Origin of the sequence: Brevibacterium sp. UCMA 11754 (assembly GCF_021532275.1) — a bacterium.
Lineage (GTDB): Bacteria > Actinomycetota > Actinomycetes > Actinomycetales > Brevibacteriaceae > Brevibacterium.
In genome coordinates this window covers 221,442-238,190 of the sequence record NZ_JACBOT010000031.1, presented here as the reverse complement: position 1 = coordinate 238,190, position 16,749 = coordinate 221,442, and the positions used below count along the sequence as shown (strand labels likewise).

The following is a 16,749-nucleotide window of genomic DNA, read 5'->3' as shown; positions in this document are numbered from 1 at the left end:
CGCTCGCGCCTGGCCGGCACCTCTGATCAGATACTCGTACCTCAGATGTCTGAACCTGGTCTGCCCGAGTAGTGGAAGACGAACCCGCTGCGCGGCAGTGCGGGGAACTGGTTGAGGGGAATGGACAGGTCCTGCGTGGGCACGTCGAGTCCGCTGCTGACCAGCAGACGCACGGCTCGTTTGAGGATTTCGACCGTACTCCATTCCCCGGGACAGCGGTGGTTCTCGGAGTGCCTGCCGGCACCTTGCGCGATCAGCGTGTTGGGGTGCTCGTCCCAGCTGAAGCCGCGGAAGCGCTCGGGTTGAAGACTGTCGGGGTCCGTCCACAGTCTGCGATCGTGACAGGTGCCGTAGAGGTCGAGGATGACACGGTCGCCTTCGTCGAACCGGTGCCCACGCCAATTGAATGGCTCATGGACTCTGCCCGGGACTGCCGGGAAGAACGGGTAGAAGCGACGGACCTCCTGGACGAATGGTTCCAGATCGGTCTCGTCACCGGATGCGAACGTATCGCGCCAGCGCGGATGGTGAACGAGAGCGACAGCGGCGAAGACGATGAAGCGGGCAACCGCCGCAATCGGACGCAGGATGTTGATGAGTTCGACCGCGGCCACCTCGGAAGAGAGCTCCTGGCCAGCAGAATCGGTGTGATGGGCGAAGACGAAGAGTGCAGAGCCCGGCGCAGGTGACAGAGCCCCCTGACGAACCTTCTCGATGAGACTGGCCGCCCAGGTTTCCGTGCCGCGTCTGCGCCACTGCGCATACCAGTTCGCAGGGCCGGCTTTGGCAACGTGATCGATCATCATGCCCAGTTCACTGCTCAGTTTCCGGACATCGGTCGCCTCCAGGGGGACCCCCGCCCACCGGCAGGCTGTGCGAGTCAGCACGTCCCGGGCGAAATCATGAAGAACGATGCGTCGTGGCCCAGGACGCGTTTCCAGCGTCTCGGCCCACTCTTCGTCGAAGATCTCCCCGAGGCCGGACATCGCGTCCTCGCCCATCAGGGACAGGAACGCCTGCTTTCTCCGGTGGTGCTCGACCCCGTCCAGAGCTTGGACTGACCCCTTGTCCTGCAGCAGGTGCTGAACACTCGGGGGCACGGCGGCCTCACGGGTGAACCGATTGCCCTCGTAGAAGAGCCCAGCTGCTTCCTCGCCCCGGATGAATGTGGTCGGCTGAAGGAACAGTCTCGTGGTGAAGAGATCGGTGTCCCATGTGTCACAGCGAGAGGAGACGAATGCGTATCCCTCGTTGAGGAAGGAGGCGGTGCTGTCGAAGGGACGGCGTATCATGCGAACTCCTCTGCTGTTCTTGCTTCGCGTTATCCTGTCTTCTTCTTCGCACCCGACTTCGAGGACGAGGACTTCCCAGACGTACTCTTCGCACCCGATTTGCTCGAACTCTTCTTCGACCCGGATCTGCTCGAGCCCTTCTTCGAGGAGCGTGAGGTGTCGACGGATTTGCGCAGCGCCTCCATCAGGTCGATGACGTCGCCGCCGGGTTCTTCGTCCTCGTCCTCGTCAGGGAAGGCCTTTTCCAGGTCGAGGGTCTCTCCCTTGTCGATCTTCGCGTCGATGAGCTTGCGCAGTTCGTCCTGGTAGTCGTCGTTGAACTCCTCCGGTGTGAAGTCCTCCGAATACGATTCGACGAGTTTGGCTGACATCTCCATTTCCTTTTTGGAGATCTTCGCCTGGGAGTTCACTCCCTTGAAGTCGACGTCGCGGATCTCATCGGCCCACCGCAATGTCTGGATCATGAGCACCTTTCCACACACTCGCAGGATCGCCAGTCGGGTGCGGGTGCGCAGAGTGATCTTCACGATGGCCGTGCGGTCGGTGTCTTCGAGCGTCTGCCGCAGCAGCAGATAGGCCTTCGGTGTCTTCGACGTCGGCTCCAGGAAATACGATTTCTCCAGCATGATCGGGTCGATCTGATCGTTGGGCACGAACTGGAGGACGTCAAGGTCGTCATTCTCATCGGCGGGCAGGGCTTCGAAATCGTCTTTCGTGAGAATCACGCGGTTGTCGCCGTCGTCGTAGGCCTTGACCATGTCGTCGAACTCAACGACTTTCCCGCACTCCTGACAACGGTGTTGATTGCGGATGCGTCCGCCGTCCTTCTCATGCACCTGGTGCATGCTGACATCGTGGTTCTCGGTGGCCGAGTACAGCTTCACCGGCACGTTGACGAGACCAAACACAATCGATCCGGTCCAAATGGCTCTCATACCTCCATTGAAACTCAGTCTCAGCACCTTGGCTACCCCCCGACCAGACTCACGTAAACAGCCCGGATGCCACCCTCGGTGCCTCATATACTTTTGCCCGCGAAATGGTGGACCCTCGGAAGCTATGGGGAGTGAACTGTCGATGGCGACTCGAGCAGAGATCACCACGAAATACGCCAGGGAATACAAGAAGGCTTCGAAGAAGAACAAGGGCACTGTTCTTAACGAGGTCATGGCCGTCACGGGCTGGACCCGCGACAACGCACGACGGCGATTAACCCAAGCCGCGAAACACCCACCCGGCCGCGGCAAGCAAGTCGCTTCGCATCCGCGTCAACCTCGGGCCAGGAAATACTCCTACGACGCGGTCAAAATCCTCCAGCGCGTGTGGGCGATCTCGGGTGGTCAATGCGGCAAATACCTCCACACCACGATGCGGATCCTCCTTGACCTCCTCGAAGCCCACAACGAGCTCACCCCCGGCCAGGACCGCTACACCAAAAAGGTGCGTAAGGAACTGCTTGCGATGAGTCCGGCCACGATCGACCGGTACCTCAAACCCGTGCGAGCCAGGGACGCGATCAACGGGATCTCGACGACGAAGCCCGGGTCCTTGCTGCGTTCAGCGATCACGATCCGCCGGGCCGGTGACGATGTCGAAGGCGAGCCCGGCTTCTTCGAAGGAGACACCGTCGCCCACTGCGGACCCGTTGAGTCCGGGGAATTCGCACGCACGCTCAACCTCACCGACTTCCACACGGGGTGGACGTTCACGCGCACGGTGCGTAACAACGCTCATACGAACATCCTGGCGGGGTTGAAGACCGCAGCTCGTGAGATTCCATTTCAGATCACTGGCTTGGACTTCGATAACGGGTCGGAGTTCCTCAACCAATACGTCATCGAATGGGCCGGGTCGAAGGGCATCTACTTCACCCGGTCGCGGCCGTATAAAAAGAACGATCAGGCCACGATCGAGTCAAAGAACAACCACGTCGTACGCCGGTATGGGTTCTACTACCGTTACGACACTGACCTGGAACGACGAGCACTCAACCGGCTATGGCGTTTAGTCAATGATCGGGTCAATTATCTGATGCCCACGATCAAGCCGACCGGGTATGGGGCGACGAAGAATGGGCGACGTAAACGTGTCTATGATCGGCCCCGGACTCCCTTCGATAGGCTCCTCGATTCTGGTGTCTTAGCGCCGAAACAGGTGAAGGACATGACGGCGTATCGCAACAGTCTCAACCCGGCGAGGATCGCTGCTGAGATCGCCCGGGTCCAGGACCGATTGCTGGTTCTATCGGGTAAGAAGACCGAGCAAATGTATCTGGCTTCGTTCCCGTCAGCCCTGCCGGATGTGCGTAAGGGCGTGCGAGTCAAGACTGGGTAGGTTTCGCGGGCAAATCTATGTGAGGCATCGAGAACATTTCGCGGGCATATTGACATGAGGCATTACGCCCCCGTCGACTGGCCCTGCTGGCCCGTCCGACCTGGAAGGGCTCCAGCGCCGAGGTGGTCGTGGCATCGCCACCGTCCGTGCCCCCTCGTGCACTCTGCTGTCAGCGGGTACCGTACAGACCACAGGAGGTGTCCATGTCACGCCAGGAACAGAAAGTCACCGTCGACGGGCATCGGTTGACGCTGACCAATCTCGACAAGGTCTTCTATCCCGAGACAGGCACAACCAAGGGCGAGGTGCTCGACTATTACGCTCGCATTCACGAACATCTGATCCGGCACGCCCATGACCGCATCGCCACCCGCAAACGTTGGGTCGACGGTGTCGGCACACCGCAGAAACCGGGAGACGTGTTCTTTGAGAAGAACCTCCCCGATTCCGCACCATCGTGGCTCACATCCCGTTCCATCCGTCATTCCACCGGATCCAAAAGGTACCCGCTGGTCCAGGACCGCGCGACATTGACCTACCTTGCGCAGATGGCCTCACTCGAGATCCACATCCCTCAATGGCAGGTCGCGAAGGGGTCATCCGACCCGGGCACCATCGAGTCGACGGCACGGCATCCTGACCGCATGGTCTTCGACCTCGATCCGGGGCCAGGACGCGAACTGGCCGACTGTATCGAGGTCGCACAGCTGGTCAGGGAGCTGCTGACCGGGATGGATCTCGACGCCTACCCGGTGACCAGTGGCTCCAAGGGGATCCATCTCTATGCGCCGCTCGATGGATCGGCATCAAGCCAGCAGATCTCCGACGTCGCCCACGAGTTGGCGCGCAGCCTCGAAGCCGATCACAAGGACCTCGTCGTCACAGCCATGAAGAAGACGCTGCGAGAGAACAAGGTGCTCATCGACTGGTCTCAGAACTCAGCGGCGAAGACGACAGTGGCCCCGTATTCTCTGCGCGGCCGGTTCACCCCCACAGTGGCGACACCGCGGACTTGGGACGAACTCGACGACCCGTCCGCTGTCGAGCAGCTGCGCTTCGAGGAGGTCCTTGAGCGGATCGACGATTACGGCGATCTGCTCGAGCCGTTGGCGAAGACTGCCGGCGATTCAGCAAATCCGACTCCCACCTCGGCGGGAGCCGCACCCGCTTCGAAGAAGGAATCGTCGAACTCATCGAAGGCGCCGCGCGACCGCCTGGACATCTATCGGTCCAAACGGGACCCGAAGCACACCAGCGAACCGGTGCCCGAAAGCCACGGCACCAGCGGGGACGAGCTGTCCTTCGTCATCCAGGAACATCACGCCAGCACCCTGCACTGGGACTTCCGACTCGAACACGAAGGCGTGCTGGTCTCGTGGGCACTGCCGAAAGGACCGCCCACCGATCCGAAGCACAATCATCTGGCCATCCAGACCGAGGACCACCCTCTCGAATACGGAAGCTTCGAAGGCACGATCGAGAAGGGACAGTACGGTGCGGGCGAGGTCACGATCTGGGACTCGGGGACCTACGAACTCGAGAAGTGGAAGGAAGGTCGCGAGATCATCGCTGTCCTCCATGGGGCCGAAGACGGCGGCCTAGGGGGAGAACGACGATTCGCACTGTTCAACACCGGCGAGCACGGGCCGAACAAGGAACCCGAGAAGAACTGGATGATCCACCTGACCAAAGACTCAACCACGAACTCATCACTGCGGGGCAAACCCTCGCCTGAGCCCACCGATTCCAAGCGAAACGGGCACACCGGCCCCGAACGCACCGGCTCCACAGATGTCCAGCCCACTGACATGGCACCGATGCTGGCCAGTATCGGAAGCCTTCACTCCGTTCGCCGACAGGCCGAGGACTGGGCATTCGAAATGAAGTGGGACGGCATCCGAGCGCTCGCCTCCGTGCGTGCCGGCACCGATGATTCGTCCGGGTCGATCGCGCTGACCAGCCGTAATGGTCACGATATGACGAAGGCCTACCCCGAACTCATCGAGCTCGCCGACTGTGTGGACGGTGATTGCGTCCTTGACGCAGAGATCGTTGCGCTGGGCCCGGGCAGTCGCCCCGACTTCGGGCGGCTGCAACGCAGGATGGGGCTGACGCGTGAGAGTGACATTGAGCGTGAACGTGAGCGCACACCGGTGTATCTGATGGTCTTCGATGTGTTGAACGAAGATGGCGCTTCATTGCTGAAGACCCCATATCTCGAACGACGCGAACGTCTCTTTGACATGGTCACCGAGAGTGAGCACATCCATGTGCCGGCAGCTTTCGAAGGAACCGTCGACAAGGCGATGGAGGCCAGTCGTGAACTCCAGCTCGAAGGCGTTATGGCGAAACAGACCGGCAGCACCTATCTGCCGGGCCGTCGGACACGAACCTGGGCCAAGCTCAAACATTCCTCGACCCGAGACGTGATCATCGTCGGGTGGCGCAGCGGCAAAGGGGAACGTTCCGAGACCTTCGCCTCGCTGCTGCTGGCAGCCCACGAAAAGGACGGTCTGGTCTATCTGGGTCGTGTGGGCACCGGCTTCGACGACCACCAACTGCAGTCTGTGCGGGCACAGCTCGATCGCCTGAGCCGGAAGACACCTTCTCTGAATGTTCCTGCCGCCGAGTCACGTGATGCGAACTGGGTGCGGCCCAGCCTCGTCGGTGAGGTCCGATACGGAGGTATCACCGAGGCCGGTCGTCTGCGTCATCCCGTATGGCGCGGACTCCGGGGCGACATCGACCCGGAGGAGGTCACCGCCTGAACCAGGAGGGGGTCGAGCATGTTCTCCCGCAGACCACCTCGGTCACAACGGGGGTTACGAGACTCCGAGGAGACTGTTACCGTTGCGGCACCGGGCGGTGCTGAAGCTTCCCAGAGCACCGTGCTGATCGAGAGCGAAACGAGTCTGATCCTTGCGGAAGCGGGGTCAGTCGAAAGGGGCCACAGCTCATGAGCGACCAACTGACTTTCCAGGATCCGGTGAAACGATTTCCAGACATCTCTCCACCCAAACAGGACCAGCCTGAGCCGGGCCTGGACGTCGAACTGATTCCAGGCACTGACCGTGGCGAGCAGAGTTATTGCGGCACCGGTCGGCTCAAGGGGCGCAAGGCGCTGATCACCGGTGCCGATTCCGGCATCGGCTCGGCCGTCGCTATCGCGTTCGCTCGCGAAGGAGCAGATGTCGCTCTGTCGTACCTGCCTGCCGAGGAGGAGGACGCACGCCATGTCTGTGACGTCATCCGAGAGGCCGGCGGCACAGCGGTCCCATTGCCCGGTGACCTCGCCGACGCCGACTACTGCCAGCAGGTCGTCCATGATGCGGCAGACGGGCTGGGCGGACTCGACGCCCTGGTGAATAACGCGGGGCGACAGATCGCAGTCGAAGAGATCGAAGACCTGTCCGACGAACAGTGGGGCAATACGTTCGAGACCAACATTCGCGCCATGTTCCGCGTGACGAAGACGGCAGTCGGCTATCTGCCCGCCGGCGCAACGATTGTGAACTCGACGTCCGTTCAAGCGTATTCTCCATCGACCCACCTGCTGGACTATGCGTCGACTAAAGCTGCGATTAACAACTTCACCAAGGGACTGGCCACTCAGCTGGCTCCACGCGGCATCCGAGTCAACGCAGTTGCTCCCGGCCCGATCTGGACACCCCTTCAGGTCTCTGACGGTCAGCCGAAGGAAGCACTGCCCCATTTCGGGAAGAACACTCCCTTGGGGCGAGCCGGTCAGCCTACGGAGCTCGCGCCAGCTTATGTGTTCCTCACTTCGGCTGAGTCGAGTTACGTCCTGGGCGAGACTCTCAACGTCAATGGAGGCCAGCCCACGCCGTGACAGCGTCTGAAAGAAAGGGGGAATTGGCCCTGCTGTGCTGCGGGCTGCCTCTGCAGCCGGACCGTTCAGGACATCAGAGCTGGATTGCCCGTTCGGCATTGTCACGGCCTGCAGAGAGGTCGCCGATGTGGGACAGGCGCAGAGGCGCAAAGGCTCCGCTGGTCTCGCTTGAGATCACCCGAACAGTGATGGCGACGTGGTCTCCTCCGTCATCGAGCATCGAGATGCGCTCGACGTCCATCCGGTTCGGCAGAGCACTGAGCAACGGCACTCCCTGCTCGGTGAGGTGAACATCGAGTCCGCGGAACTTGTCAGTGTCCTCACCTGATCGGGCACCGAAGCGCTGTGCCATGGCGAAATCGTCGGCTGTGAGGAAGTGAATCGCGAAATGTGCGGCCCGCAGGCTCACGTGATAGGTGTGATTGGCCTTCGACAGCCAGAAACCGTACTGCTGAGGAGACATGCTCGCCTGCGAGTGGAAACCCACCAGGCAGCCAGCCCATTCGTCCTCTGCCGCGGTGGTCACCACGATCAGACCGGCATCGGCGGAGACCATCAGGTTGTCGAACGTCTCCTGATCCATGACGCGTCCTCTCAGTAACACAGCGGTGCAGCATTGAGCCGAGCTCGGCTGCCGTTCCTGCGCCGGTGCGCAGGCGTCCGTGCGCGACACTGTCCTCGTGCATCAAACGTACGCCCCTGTCCGACAGCGGACAAGAGTCACTGGTTCGGGGGCGTTTCCGCCGGGCACGGAACACCAGCGATATGTCTGCGAAGCGATATCGACGCAGACAGTGTGCGGCACGGTTCCTGACATGCGAGGGTGATCTGCGTTACCGTCGGGATAACCGTGACGTTCGCGTACGTGAGGAGATGTGGTCACCATGCCGAAGATGAGCAGTTCAGGAGTCCCGAAGAAGTCAGAGCTTCCAGCAACCTTGCGACATTCGGATGCCAAAGCTCAGCGAACTTTCGCCAAGACCTACGATTCCGCAATGGAGGAGTACGGTGACGAAGAGCGCGCTCACCAGGTGGCCTACGATGCGCTCAAGCACACTCACGAAAAGGTCGGTGACAGATGGGAACCGAAATCCTCACCGGGACCATCAGATAGCCAAGCCAAGGGCGGGAAGAACACCGATCGCCCGACCGCTGGTGGGGTGGACGCGAATGCGACGAAGGACCACCTGTACCAACAGGCGAGCAAGCTGAAGATCCCAGGACGTTCCTCGATGACCAAGAAGGAACTCGTCGAAGCCCTCGAACGTGAAAGCAGCCAGCGAACGAAGAAGAGCGACTGAAGTCTCGCCCACCCCTGGAATCAGACCTTAGAACACCGGGGGAGTCATCGTGGCGATGAGGACCGCCTCGGCGTCACCGAGGACACGGAACCAGTGCGGCTGATCGCCCCAGTAGGTGATACTGTCACCGGCTGCCAGCGTGTATCCGTCATCGCCGATCTGGAAATAGCAGGTTCCCTCGAGGACGAACAGACACTCTTCGGCGCGGTGATGGTTGAAGGGCACCGACTCGTTGGAGTACCCCGATGGGACCCGCACCTTGAGCACCAGCAGCGCGCCGTTCATCGTCGGCGTCAGCAGCTCGTAGACGAGTCCGCGATCGGTGACCTGCAGCTGCCGACGCTTGTGGGCGCGGACCACGCGATTGTCGGCCGGTTCCTCACCCTCGGTGAAGAACCGACCGACCGGAACATCGAAGGCCTTCGCGATCTTGAGCAGCGTGAGATATGCAGGATTCCCGCGACCGCGTTCGATCTGGCTCAGCAATCCCTGGCTCACCCCGGCGACGCGGCTGAGGTCGGTCAGGGTCATCCCTGCCGATTCCCGCAACTGGTGGATGAGCGCACCCATGTACTCCACACTGGGATCAGCCGCATTCGGCGAGACATTCTCGGTGCTCATGGGTACCTTCGGTCACGGGGTCATCTGAGGCTGAGAATATCAGCACCCAGCCGACGCGATCTCAGATCAGACCGAGACCGGTCACCGTCTCACGCTCCTCGGCGAGCTCAGCCGTGGTGGCGTCGATCATCCTGCGGCTGAAGTCGTTGATCTCCAGTCCCTGCACGATCTCCCAGTTCCCGCACGAAGTTGTCACGGGATAGGAGGAGATCAGCCCCTCAGGCACCCCATAGGAGCCATCGGAGACCACAGCCATCGAGGCCCAGTCGCCTTCGGGCGTGCCGTGCAGCCAGTCGCGGGCGGCGTCGATCGTCGCCGCGGCAGCAGAGGCCGCAGAGGAGGATCCACGCGCCTCGATGATGGCGGCACCGCGCTCAGCAACCGTGGGGATGAGATCGTTCTCGATCCAGGCTTGGTCGCCGATGACCTCAGCGGCATTCACCCCGCCGATCTCTGCATGGTAGATGTCGGGATACTGGGTGGCTGAGTGGTTGCCCCAGATCGTCATCCTGGATATGTCGGCGACCGATACTGCGGCCTTGTTGGCCAGCTGTGCCAGAGCGCGGTTGTGGTCCAAGCGGGTCAGCGCGCTGTAACGTTCGGCGGGGATGTCGGGTGCATTGTGCATGGCGATCAGCGCATTGGTATTGGCCGGATTCCCGGTGACGCCGATGCGGACATCGTCGGCGGCGACTGAGTTGAGGGCCTTGCCCTGGGCGGTGAAGATCGCACCATTGGCCTCAAGGAGGTCGCTGCGCTCCATGCCCTGAGACCTGGGGCGAGCGCCGACGAGCAGGGCGAGGTTGACGCCGTCGAAGATGTGCTCGGCCGAATCGCCGATCTCAACCGAGTCGAGAGTGGGAAAGGCGCAGTCCTCGAGTTCCATGACCACGCCTTCGAGGGCGGTCAGTGCTGGTGTTATTTCCAGCAGGCGAAGCTGAACTGGAGTCTGCGGGCCGAAGAGAGCGCCGCTGGCAATGCGGAAGAGAAGACTGTAGCCGATCTGACCGGCAGCACCGGTGACGGCGACTTTGATGGGGGTATTCATCGATTGTGCTCCTTAGCTGTTACGGGAGTTTGCCGCAGGCGATGCAGGCTGTCCTCTCGTGTGCAACGGCGTGATTCATCGGTGAATACGCCGCCAGGTCACTTAGGTGAGGAGGAGGCCGAGCGGCATGACGAGGAGTCGACTTCCTTGTTGAGGCCCGTCAAGGTCGCTTGTGCGGCATCGCTGCGTTGGACGTCACTGCAACTCCTCAGGAGAGAAGTGAGTGACGAACCGATTCTATCGGTTCGTCACCGCGGGACATCATGAACGCGTCATATTGTGTCTCCGCGCACTCAGTTCGCGTTCGCTTGGAGGTACTGACTCTGGCTACGCCGAGGTGCTTGCTGACTTCCCGAAGTTCAGTCCGACGAAGTCACCGGCTGCTCGCCACTCGTCTATCAGCTTGAAGTAGCCTGTGGCCCCGCCTGGATAGCCGACGTTGTGGCGGTTCTTCAGGTCGGAGTCGGTGCCTTCATTGTTGTAGTAGCCGGGGGTGCATTCGGCTGAGCCGAAAGGCTGGCCCTGCTCTAAGTGCATTGCGACCCATTCTTCCTCGGCCGCTGCGGTAGTCTCGGCACGATTGGTTCCATTGCCCGTCGCCTCGACGACTACCGCGGCGATGTTCTTCGAAGTTTCGACGTAGTTCTGTGGAACATTCGCCCCGAGGAAGGCCGCCTGGAGCATCTGCTGAAGGAACAGGTTCGGAAACCCATGCATGTGTATCCCCTGGAACGTGCGCATACCTTCGTCCCAATGAGCGGACAGGGTCCGGCCGTCCCGTCCTTCGACAGGGAACCCCAGCCGTGAGGCGTAGTCAGTCAGGTATTCGAAACCAGTGGCATAGATGATGCAGTCGACCTCATACTCTTGACCGGCCACGACCACTCCGGTGGCGGTGATCCTTTCCACTCCCTTGCCATCGGTATCGACCAGATGCACATTGGGGCGGTTGAATGACTGGAGATACTCGTCGTGGAAGCCCGGTCGTTTGCACAGCTGGCTGTACCAAGCCTTGAGGCCGGATGCCGCCTTGGGGTCGGTGACGAGTTCGTCGACGCGTGACCGTATATCCTCCATCGTGGCAAAATCCACGTTCTCGAGCGCCTGCATCATTCTCTCCGGAGAGAATTCCTCGGGTGGGATCGCTCTGACTCCATCGCGAAGACGCCGTCCGAGCTGAGTCCACCCATCACCGACAAGATCCTCGATCTCTTCGGCCGGGTCACCCCTGTATGCCTCCCAGTTGGCGGCGAAATTGTCGAAAAGCCCTTGCTGCCATCCGGCCTCAGCCGACATGCCGGCAAACCATTCCGGATCAATGGGGCCATTGCCTCTGACATCCACCGAGGTTGGTGTGCGTTGGAAAACAAAAGTTTCGGCGCCGGATTTGGCCAGCTCCGGTATCGCCTGAATTGCGGTTGCTCCTGTACCGATTACTGCAATGCGTTTGTCGGCCAAACGATCGAGAATCCCACCGTCGGGACTTCCGCCGGTGTAGTCGTAATCCCACTGGGTCGTATGGAATGATTTGCCTGCGAACTCGTCGATTCCCTCGATCTTCGGCAGTTTCGCCACATGCAAGGGGCCGACGCCGATGGATACGAAGTCGGCCGTGAAATCGTCGCCACGATTCGTCCGGACGTGCCACACCGATTCTTCGTCATCCCATCGCAGGCCGGTGACAAGCGTGTGAAGCAACGCATTGTCATAGAGACCGTATTGCTGCCCGATTTGCTGGCAATGTCTGCGAATCTCCGGTCCATGTGCGAACTTCTCGGTGGGCACATGGCCGGTCTCTTCCAAAAGCGGCATGTAGACGAATGATGAAGTGTCGCACATGATTCCGGGGTATCGATTCCAATACCAGACACCGCCGAAGTCGCCGGCTTTGTCGATGATGCGAACATCTGCGATGCCCTTCTCCTTCAACCGAGCGCCCGTGACCAGCCCGGCAAAACCTCCTCCGATCACGGCGAAAGTCACATGGTCGGCCTTCGGTTCACGAGCGATGACCGGCATATGGGGGTCGATTGTCTCACCGAGAATGGTGTCGCTGACTCTCACATACTGATTCAGGCCGTCGCTGCGCTGGCGCTTGTCGCGTTCCTCCGCGTATCTCTGCCGGAGCGCATCGGCTTTAGACTGTGGGATTGATGGTGCTGGAGACGTCGTTGTCATAGCTGAACTCCTTGTTGATGCTGGTGAGGCTTAGCGGATGCCGTTCCAGAGTTTGCGAGACTCAGAACGAGGGTCGGTGATTGTCTGTGTCGAAGTGTTGAAACGCTGTACGGCGCGATCGTCCGGAGAATAGGGACGCCATCCGGGAGCGCCGTCCCTGATGAATGCGATCCACGCCTGGTGGACCTCGTCAGCCAGCTCTTGTGGAGCAGGGCCTGTGAGGAGATCAGAGCCGTCCTCATCAAGGGTGTTGAACACAAACGGGATCTCCACAGAATGGCAGGCCGCCAGGCATCCATCGAGAGCGCGTGACTGCCAAGCGAATTCGTACATGAAGGTCGGCCCGCCATGTGCTTGATGCTGCGCTTCGGCCAGACGGGCAGCGGGTATGCGGAACATCCAGTCGGTCGCCAATGCCGCCAAGGTACGTCCCGGCCTGCGATCGGCGTCCACGGTGTACAGTTCGAGCGCCGACTCGACGTCGGTGATTCCGTACCCGGCGATTGAAGCGCGAAGGGTGTCTTCGTCTATGGCGTCGATCGCGCCACTGGGCGACAGGAACAGCATGTTCTCGTCTAGGTTGGTGCCGATGAGCAGAGGTACCTTCTCGGCGCTGCCTTGGCTCACCGCATCCAAAGGCGGCTGAGGTATGACGTTGCCATCGATGCTCGGGCTCATCGGCATCATATTGGCTGCGGCCTCACGGAACTTGGCAAAGTCCGGGGCAGTCTGAAGGGATGTTTCCAACGTAGCCAGCTCCGCGAGCGAGCGATCTGAATCGACCTGCGCGAATGACTCCCGATCGGCTGAGATCTCTAACTGCTCGGCCAGATGAGCGCCAACGACCTTCGCAGTGTCTCGTGAAATCGTCTGGTGACAGGCCCCGCTCTGCAGAATGGCTCCATGGAACAACCCAGTAGCTGAGGGGCTGCTAAGGAGTGCCCCGATGCTCATTGCGCCGGCTGACTGTCCAGCCACGGTGACTCGGTTCGGGTCACCGCCGAAGACTGCGATATTGTCGCGCACCCAGCTCAGCGCCGCGATTTGGTCACGGAGCCCGATGTTGGCATCGTCGTCACCTAGATCCAAGAATCCTTCGATGCCGAGGCGATAATTGATCGTGACACAGACAACGCCGTTGCGAGCGAATGACGAGCCATCGTATTGCGGAAGGCTGCCTGCGCCATGAGCAAACGCGCCTCCGTGGATCCAGACCAACACCGGTGCTTGACCGGAGGAATCCGGAGACCAGATATTGACGTTGAGCTGTTCGGCGCCGTCGATCTTTGGTTCCACGAACAGGTCTGAATATGGGGGCGCATAAGAATTCTGAGTGGCAGTTGGACCGTACCTATCTGCTGTACGGATGCCGGTCCACGGTTGTGGTGCCTGTGGGGGCCGGAGCCGGTTGGCGGTGGTCAGCGGTGCAGCGTAGGGAACACCGAGAAAAGAAGTGATCCCGTCGTGGTCCGTGCCGCGAAGGTCTCCGAATGCCGTCGAGACTGTAGAGCTCATTTGATCTCCTTCGATCAGGGCCAATGCAACGTCGCATTGGTAGTAAGTAAATGTTTACATACTATTGACCAAAGTCAAGGGTTATTTTGCAGGCGCGAAGTCTGGGCGCACGCGCTGATGGGTTTGGAAAGGGCCGACATCGCGGTCGAGAAGCTAGTCTGGAAGTACAGGGGCACAGACGCTCCTGCTAATGATTCATTGAAAGGGCGCCATGGTTCGACTTGCTGCAGCAGAGCGGCGGCAACAATTGCTGGAGGCTGCTCGTGTGTCCTTCCTAGGCGCTGGGCCGAACGGAACGAAGATTCGTGACATCGCGGCGGCAGCACATGTCAATGAGGCACTCATCTACCGACATTTTGCGTCGAAACAGGAACTGTTCGAAGCTGCCATCGTCGAGCCTCTGATCAAACTTATGGACCAATTGCAGTCCGAAGCGCGATCGATGCCAGCCGGCACCGAAGACCAGCTGGTGAGTTTCACCAGAGACTTCTATCGATCACTGCTCAGGACATTTTCTGAGACGATTGACCTCTTCGGGACGGTGCTGTTCTCCGACAGGGGAGTTGGCCGAGACTTCTATGCGACGCATCTGGTGCCGTTTATCGACAGCGTCGTGGAGACGGTGCACAGCAACTTGAACTCCTGGGATCATGAGGATTTCAACCCGAGGATCATCACCACGATGGGTGTCGGAATGTGCTGGGGTCTGGCGATGGATTCCTATTTTCGAGAGGAAGAACTCGATATTCAGTTCACTGCCGAGGCCATCATGGACGTCGTCTTCAAAGGACTTCTCAAGCGCTGAACCTCGGTGTGTTGATCCGGACCCCTCGCGAAACTCCAGGTGCGTTCAGTGAAGTCTGCTCGTATGATCCGGCATGGTCAGTTCGTCCAGGCGTCGTCGGTGAAATAGCCGTCGATCCAGCCAGGCAGGCGGTGTCCGTCCTTCGACGTCGCGAGGGTATACGGTGCAACGTGGAAGCCTGCCTTGTCGAGTTTGCGCAGGTCTCGGGTCGGCAGATTCTTACTGGGCCCAACCCATTCGATGCCGGCATCGGAGATCTCACCGAACGATTCTGTCGGCAGCTTTGCTCCTGTGAGGTAGAGCGAGGTGTAGCCGCGCTGCGCGATTGTCTTCGCCGCTTCGAAGTCGAAGGACTGGACGATGAGTGAGTCCTTGAGTCCGCGTTCGTCGAAGACATCGAGAACCTGATCGACCTCCGCCGAGGTGGCCCCTGGCTTGATCTCGGGAACCATGACGACCTCCCCGCCGAGTTCGTCGAGTGCCTCATCGAGGGTGACCGTCTGCGCCGGCTCTCCACCCTGTGGGTGCTTGATGGTCGCAGCGTCCCATTCTTCGAGGCTGAGGTCGCGGATCGGTCCGCTGACACCGTTGAGGGTGCGATCGGCAGTGTCGTCGTGGATGAGGACCGGGGTGCCGTCTTCGAGGAACTGAATGTCCATCTCGGGCAGGAATCCATCCTTCGCCGAGGCAGTGAATCCTTCCATGGACTCCTCCGGATAGACGTCGGCGCCGCCGCGGTGGGAGACCGTGACGGGAAATTCGAGTTCGGAGACCTGATCGGGTGCAGCGAAATCGGTCTCGGACGGTGAGCCGAGGCCGTGCGCGGAGGCGGAGACGACGCCGGTGCCGAGAGTCGCCGTCAGGGTGAGCACCGCAGCGGCGAGGATCGGAGATGGGCGAGGACGGAAATTGTTCTGCTCAGTCGTAATCACGCTTGTCACGCTATGGGCGCCAGGCAAGCTCTCGGAGACCGAGAAATGAACAGCAGGATGAGAACAGAAGAATGATGGCTGCTGTTCCGGCGGACCTCCAACCGGTGGCGTATTCAGAGCGCTCCGATGGGGGTTTTCAGTCCAACAGACGAGTGTTAGCGTGACCGGATGAAGACGAATCGAATGTCCCATGTTGCAGTTGCAGGTGTGCTCGGAATTGGGCTGGCGCTCGCGGGTTGCTCGGGCGCTTCAGATGACGATGCTCAAGAGTCGCCGGCCCCTGCCGAGACTCAGGCAGCGGATGCGTCGGAACCCAGCGATGAAGGGTCGACAGACGATGCGAAGACCTCCGGTTCCGAGCTTTCCAAAGACGCAGATCTGAGCAAGAAATCTCCATCTACGTCGGCTAAGGACGCTGTCAAAACGGCACAGAATAAGGTCAAGGCCAAAGACGGGGTTCTGCACGCGGTTGAACTCGATTACGACAGTGACGACGGTAAATGGGAATACGATGTCAAGATCATGGACGGCAAGACCGACCATAAGGTAGTCATCGACGCAGACTCAGGCAAGGTCGTTCGCGACGAATCGGATGACAGCGATGACAAGGAAAAGGCCATCGACCTCAAATCTCCGATGACTTACGACGAAGCGTTCGACCTGGCCAAGGACAAGGGCGAGGGCCGTGTCTCCGGTTGGAAGCTTGAATATGACGACGGACAGCGCGAATACCAATTCGACTTCGATGACAAGGGAAACGAAACCGAAGTCACGGTCAATGTCGAATCGAAGAAGGTGACGGTCGACTGAGTCTCGTCCCTATCGGCTGAGTCCACTCCTCATACAGGGCACCCGCCCGGCGATCGCGGGCCA

At 60.3% G+C, this 16,749-nt stretch carries 14 protein-coding genes; 6 read left to right on the top strand and 8 right to left on the bottom strand.

The features are described 5' to 3' along the window. Positions 1-41 precede the first annotated feature (41 nt). Both HX613_RS18025 and ku read right to left on the bottom strand, forming a co-directional pair. Complete coding sequence (locus HX613_RS18025; RefSeq protein ID WP_235346593.1) at positions 42-1,292, bottom strand: cytochrome P450; 1,251 nt, start codon at positions 1,290-1,292, stop codon at positions 42-44. A 29-nt stretch (positions 1,293-1,321) separates the two neighbouring features. Continuing rightward, a complete protein-coding gene (gene ku / locus HX613_RS18020) occupies positions 1,322-2,227 on the bottom strand; it encodes a non-homologous end joining protein Ku (RefSeq protein WP_235346592.1) in 906 nt (301 codons plus the stop codon). Positions 2,228-2,369: 142 nt separating this feature from the next. Here ku and HX613_RS18015 point away from each other — a divergent pair, with 142 nt between their 5' ends. From HX613_RS18015 to HX613_RS18005, 3 genes are all read left to right on the top strand, one after another. Continuing rightward, positions 2,370-3,626, top strand: a complete 1,257-nt coding sequence (locus tag HX613_RS18015; RefSeq protein WP_235346591.1) for an integrase catalytic domain-containing protein — start codon at positions 2,370-2,372, stop codon at positions 3,624-3,626. A gap of 203 nt (positions 3,627-3,829) precedes the next feature. After that, the gene (locus tag HX613_RS18010; protein WP_235346590.1) at positions 3,830-6,394 is read left to right on the top strand and encodes an ATP-dependent DNA ligase; all 2,565 of its coding nucleotides are present in this window, start codon (positions 3,830-3,832) and stop codon (positions 6,392-6,394) included. Between the two features lie 188 nt (positions 6,395-6,582). Next, positions 6,583-7,476, top strand: coding sequence for an SDR family oxidoreductase (locus tag HX613_RS18005; protein WP_235346589.1), 894 nt, complete (start codon positions 6,583-6,585; stop codon positions 7,474-7,476). Positions 7,477-7,549: 73 nt separating this feature from the next. Here HX613_RS18005 and HX613_RS18000 read toward each other — a convergent pair whose 3' ends face one another. Beyond that, positions 7,550-8,059: a flavin reductase family protein gene (locus tag HX613_RS18000; RefSeq protein WP_235346588.1), complete on the bottom strand. Its 510-nt coding sequence runs from the start codon at positions 8,057-8,059 to the stop codon at positions 7,550-7,552. A 301-nt stretch (positions 8,060-8,360) separates the two neighbouring features. On the opposite strand from HX613_RS18000, the gene HX613_RS17995 reads away from it, so the two are divergent. After that, the gene (locus HX613_RS17995) at positions 8,361-8,777 is read left to right on the top strand and encodes a ChaB family protein (RefSeq protein ID WP_235346587.1); all 417 of its coding nucleotides are present in this window, start codon (positions 8,361-8,363) and stop codon (positions 8,775-8,777) included. Between the two features lie 27 nt (positions 8,778-8,804). On the opposite strand, the gene HX613_RS17990 is transcribed toward HX613_RS17995, so the two are convergent. From HX613_RS17990 to HX613_RS17975, 4 genes are all read right to left on the bottom strand, one after another. Further along, positions 8,805-9,398: a helix-turn-helix domain-containing protein gene (locus HX613_RS17990; RefSeq protein WP_235346586.1), complete on the bottom strand. Its 594-nt coding sequence runs from the start codon at positions 9,396-9,398 to the stop codon at positions 8,805-8,807. A gap of 61 nt (positions 9,399-9,459) precedes the next feature. Next, on the bottom strand, positions 9,460-10,446 hold the full coding sequence (locus HX613_RS17985; RefSeq protein WP_235346585.1) for a malate dehydrogenase: 987 nt from the start codon (positions 10,444-10,446) through the stop codon (positions 9,460-9,462). Positions 10,447-10,773: 327 nt separating this feature from the next. Beyond that, a complete protein-coding gene (locus HX613_RS17980; RefSeq protein ID WP_235346584.1) occupies positions 10,774-12,624 on the bottom strand; it encodes a flavin-containing monooxygenase in 1,851 nt (616 codons plus the stop codon). Between the two features lie 30 nt (positions 12,625-12,654). Further along, positions 12,655-14,139 carry a carboxylesterase/lipase family protein gene (locus HX613_RS17975; protein ID WP_235346583.1) on the bottom strand — a complete coding sequence of 495 codons (1,485 nt, stop codon included), beginning with the start codon at positions 14,137-14,139 and terminating at the stop codon, positions 12,655-12,657. A 211-nt stretch (positions 14,140-14,350) separates the two neighbouring features. Between HX613_RS17975 and HX613_RS17970 the strand changes: the two genes are divergently transcribed. Continuing rightward, on the top strand, positions 14,351-14,944 hold the full coding sequence (locus tag HX613_RS17970; RefSeq protein ID WP_268827004.1) for a TetR/AcrR family transcriptional regulator: 594 nt from the start codon (positions 14,351-14,353) through the stop codon (positions 14,942-14,944). 77 nt (positions 14,945-15,021) lie between these two features. On the opposite strand, the gene HX613_RS17965 is transcribed toward HX613_RS17970, so the two are convergent. Then, positions 15,022-15,876, bottom strand: coding sequence for a glycerophosphodiester phosphodiesterase (locus HX613_RS17965; protein ID WP_235346581.1), 855 nt, complete (start codon positions 15,874-15,876; stop codon positions 15,022-15,024). A gap of 168 nt (positions 15,877-16,044) precedes the next feature. Between HX613_RS17965 and HX613_RS17960 the strand changes: the two genes are divergently transcribed. Continuing rightward, a complete protein-coding gene (locus HX613_RS17960; protein ID WP_235346580.1) occupies positions 16,045-16,686 on the top strand; it encodes a PepSY domain-containing protein in 642 nt (213 codons plus the stop codon). Positions 16,687-16,749 lie beyond the last annotated feature (63 nt).

Excerpts from the sequence above, each read along its gene's own strand:
- HX613_RS18015 (WP_235346591.1), top strand. The coding sequence starts at position 2,370 with ATGGCGACTCGAGCAGAGATCACCACGAAATACGCCAGGGAATACAAG.
- HX613_RS17995 (WP_235346587.1), top strand. The coding sequence starts at position 8,361 with ATGCCGAAGATGAGCAGTTCAGGAGTCCCGAAGAAGTCAGAGCTTCCA.
- ku (WP_235346592.1), bottom strand. The coding sequence starts at position 2,227 with ATGAGAGCCATTTGGACCGGATCGATTGTGTTTGGTCTCGTCAACGTG.
- HX613_RS17980 (WP_235346584.1), bottom strand. The coding sequence starts at position 12,624 with ATGACAACGACGTCTCCAGCACCATCAATCCCACAGTCTAAAGCCGAT.
- HX613_RS17975 (WP_235346583.1), bottom strand. The coding sequence starts at position 14,139 with ATGAGCTCTACAGTCTCGACGGCATTCGGAGACCTTCGCGGCACGGAC.
- HX613_RS18010 (WP_235346590.1), top strand. The coding sequence starts at position 3,830 with ATGTCACGCCAGGAACAGAAAGTCACCGTCGACGGGCATCGGTTGACG.
- HX613_RS18000 (WP_235346588.1), bottom strand. The coding sequence starts at position 8,059 with ATGGATCAGGAGACGTTCGACAACCTGATGGTCTCCGCCGATGCCGGT.
- HX613_RS17990 (WP_235346586.1), bottom strand. The coding sequence starts at position 9,398 with ATGAGCACCGAGAATGTCTCGCCGAATGCGGCTGATCCCAGTGTGGAG.
- HX613_RS17985 (WP_235346585.1), bottom strand. The coding sequence starts at position 10,446 with ATGAATACCCCCATCAAAGTCGCCGTCACCGGTGCTGCCGGTCAGATC.
- HX613_RS18025 (WP_235346593.1), bottom strand. The coding sequence starts at position 1,292 with ATGATACGCCGTCCCTTCGACAGCACCGCCTCCTTCCTCAACGAGGGA.
- HX613_RS18005 (WP_235346589.1), top strand. The coding sequence starts at position 6,583 with ATGAGCGACCAACTGACTTTCCAGGATCCGGTGAAACGATTTCCAGAC.
- HX613_RS17960 (WP_235346580.1), top strand. The coding sequence starts at position 16,045 with ATGAAGACGAATCGAATGTCCCATGTTGCAGTTGCAGGTGTGCTCGGA.
- HX613_RS17970 (WP_268827004.1), top strand. The coding sequence starts at position 14,351 with ATGGTTCGACTTGCTGCAGCAGAGCGGCGGCAACAATTGCTGGAGGCT.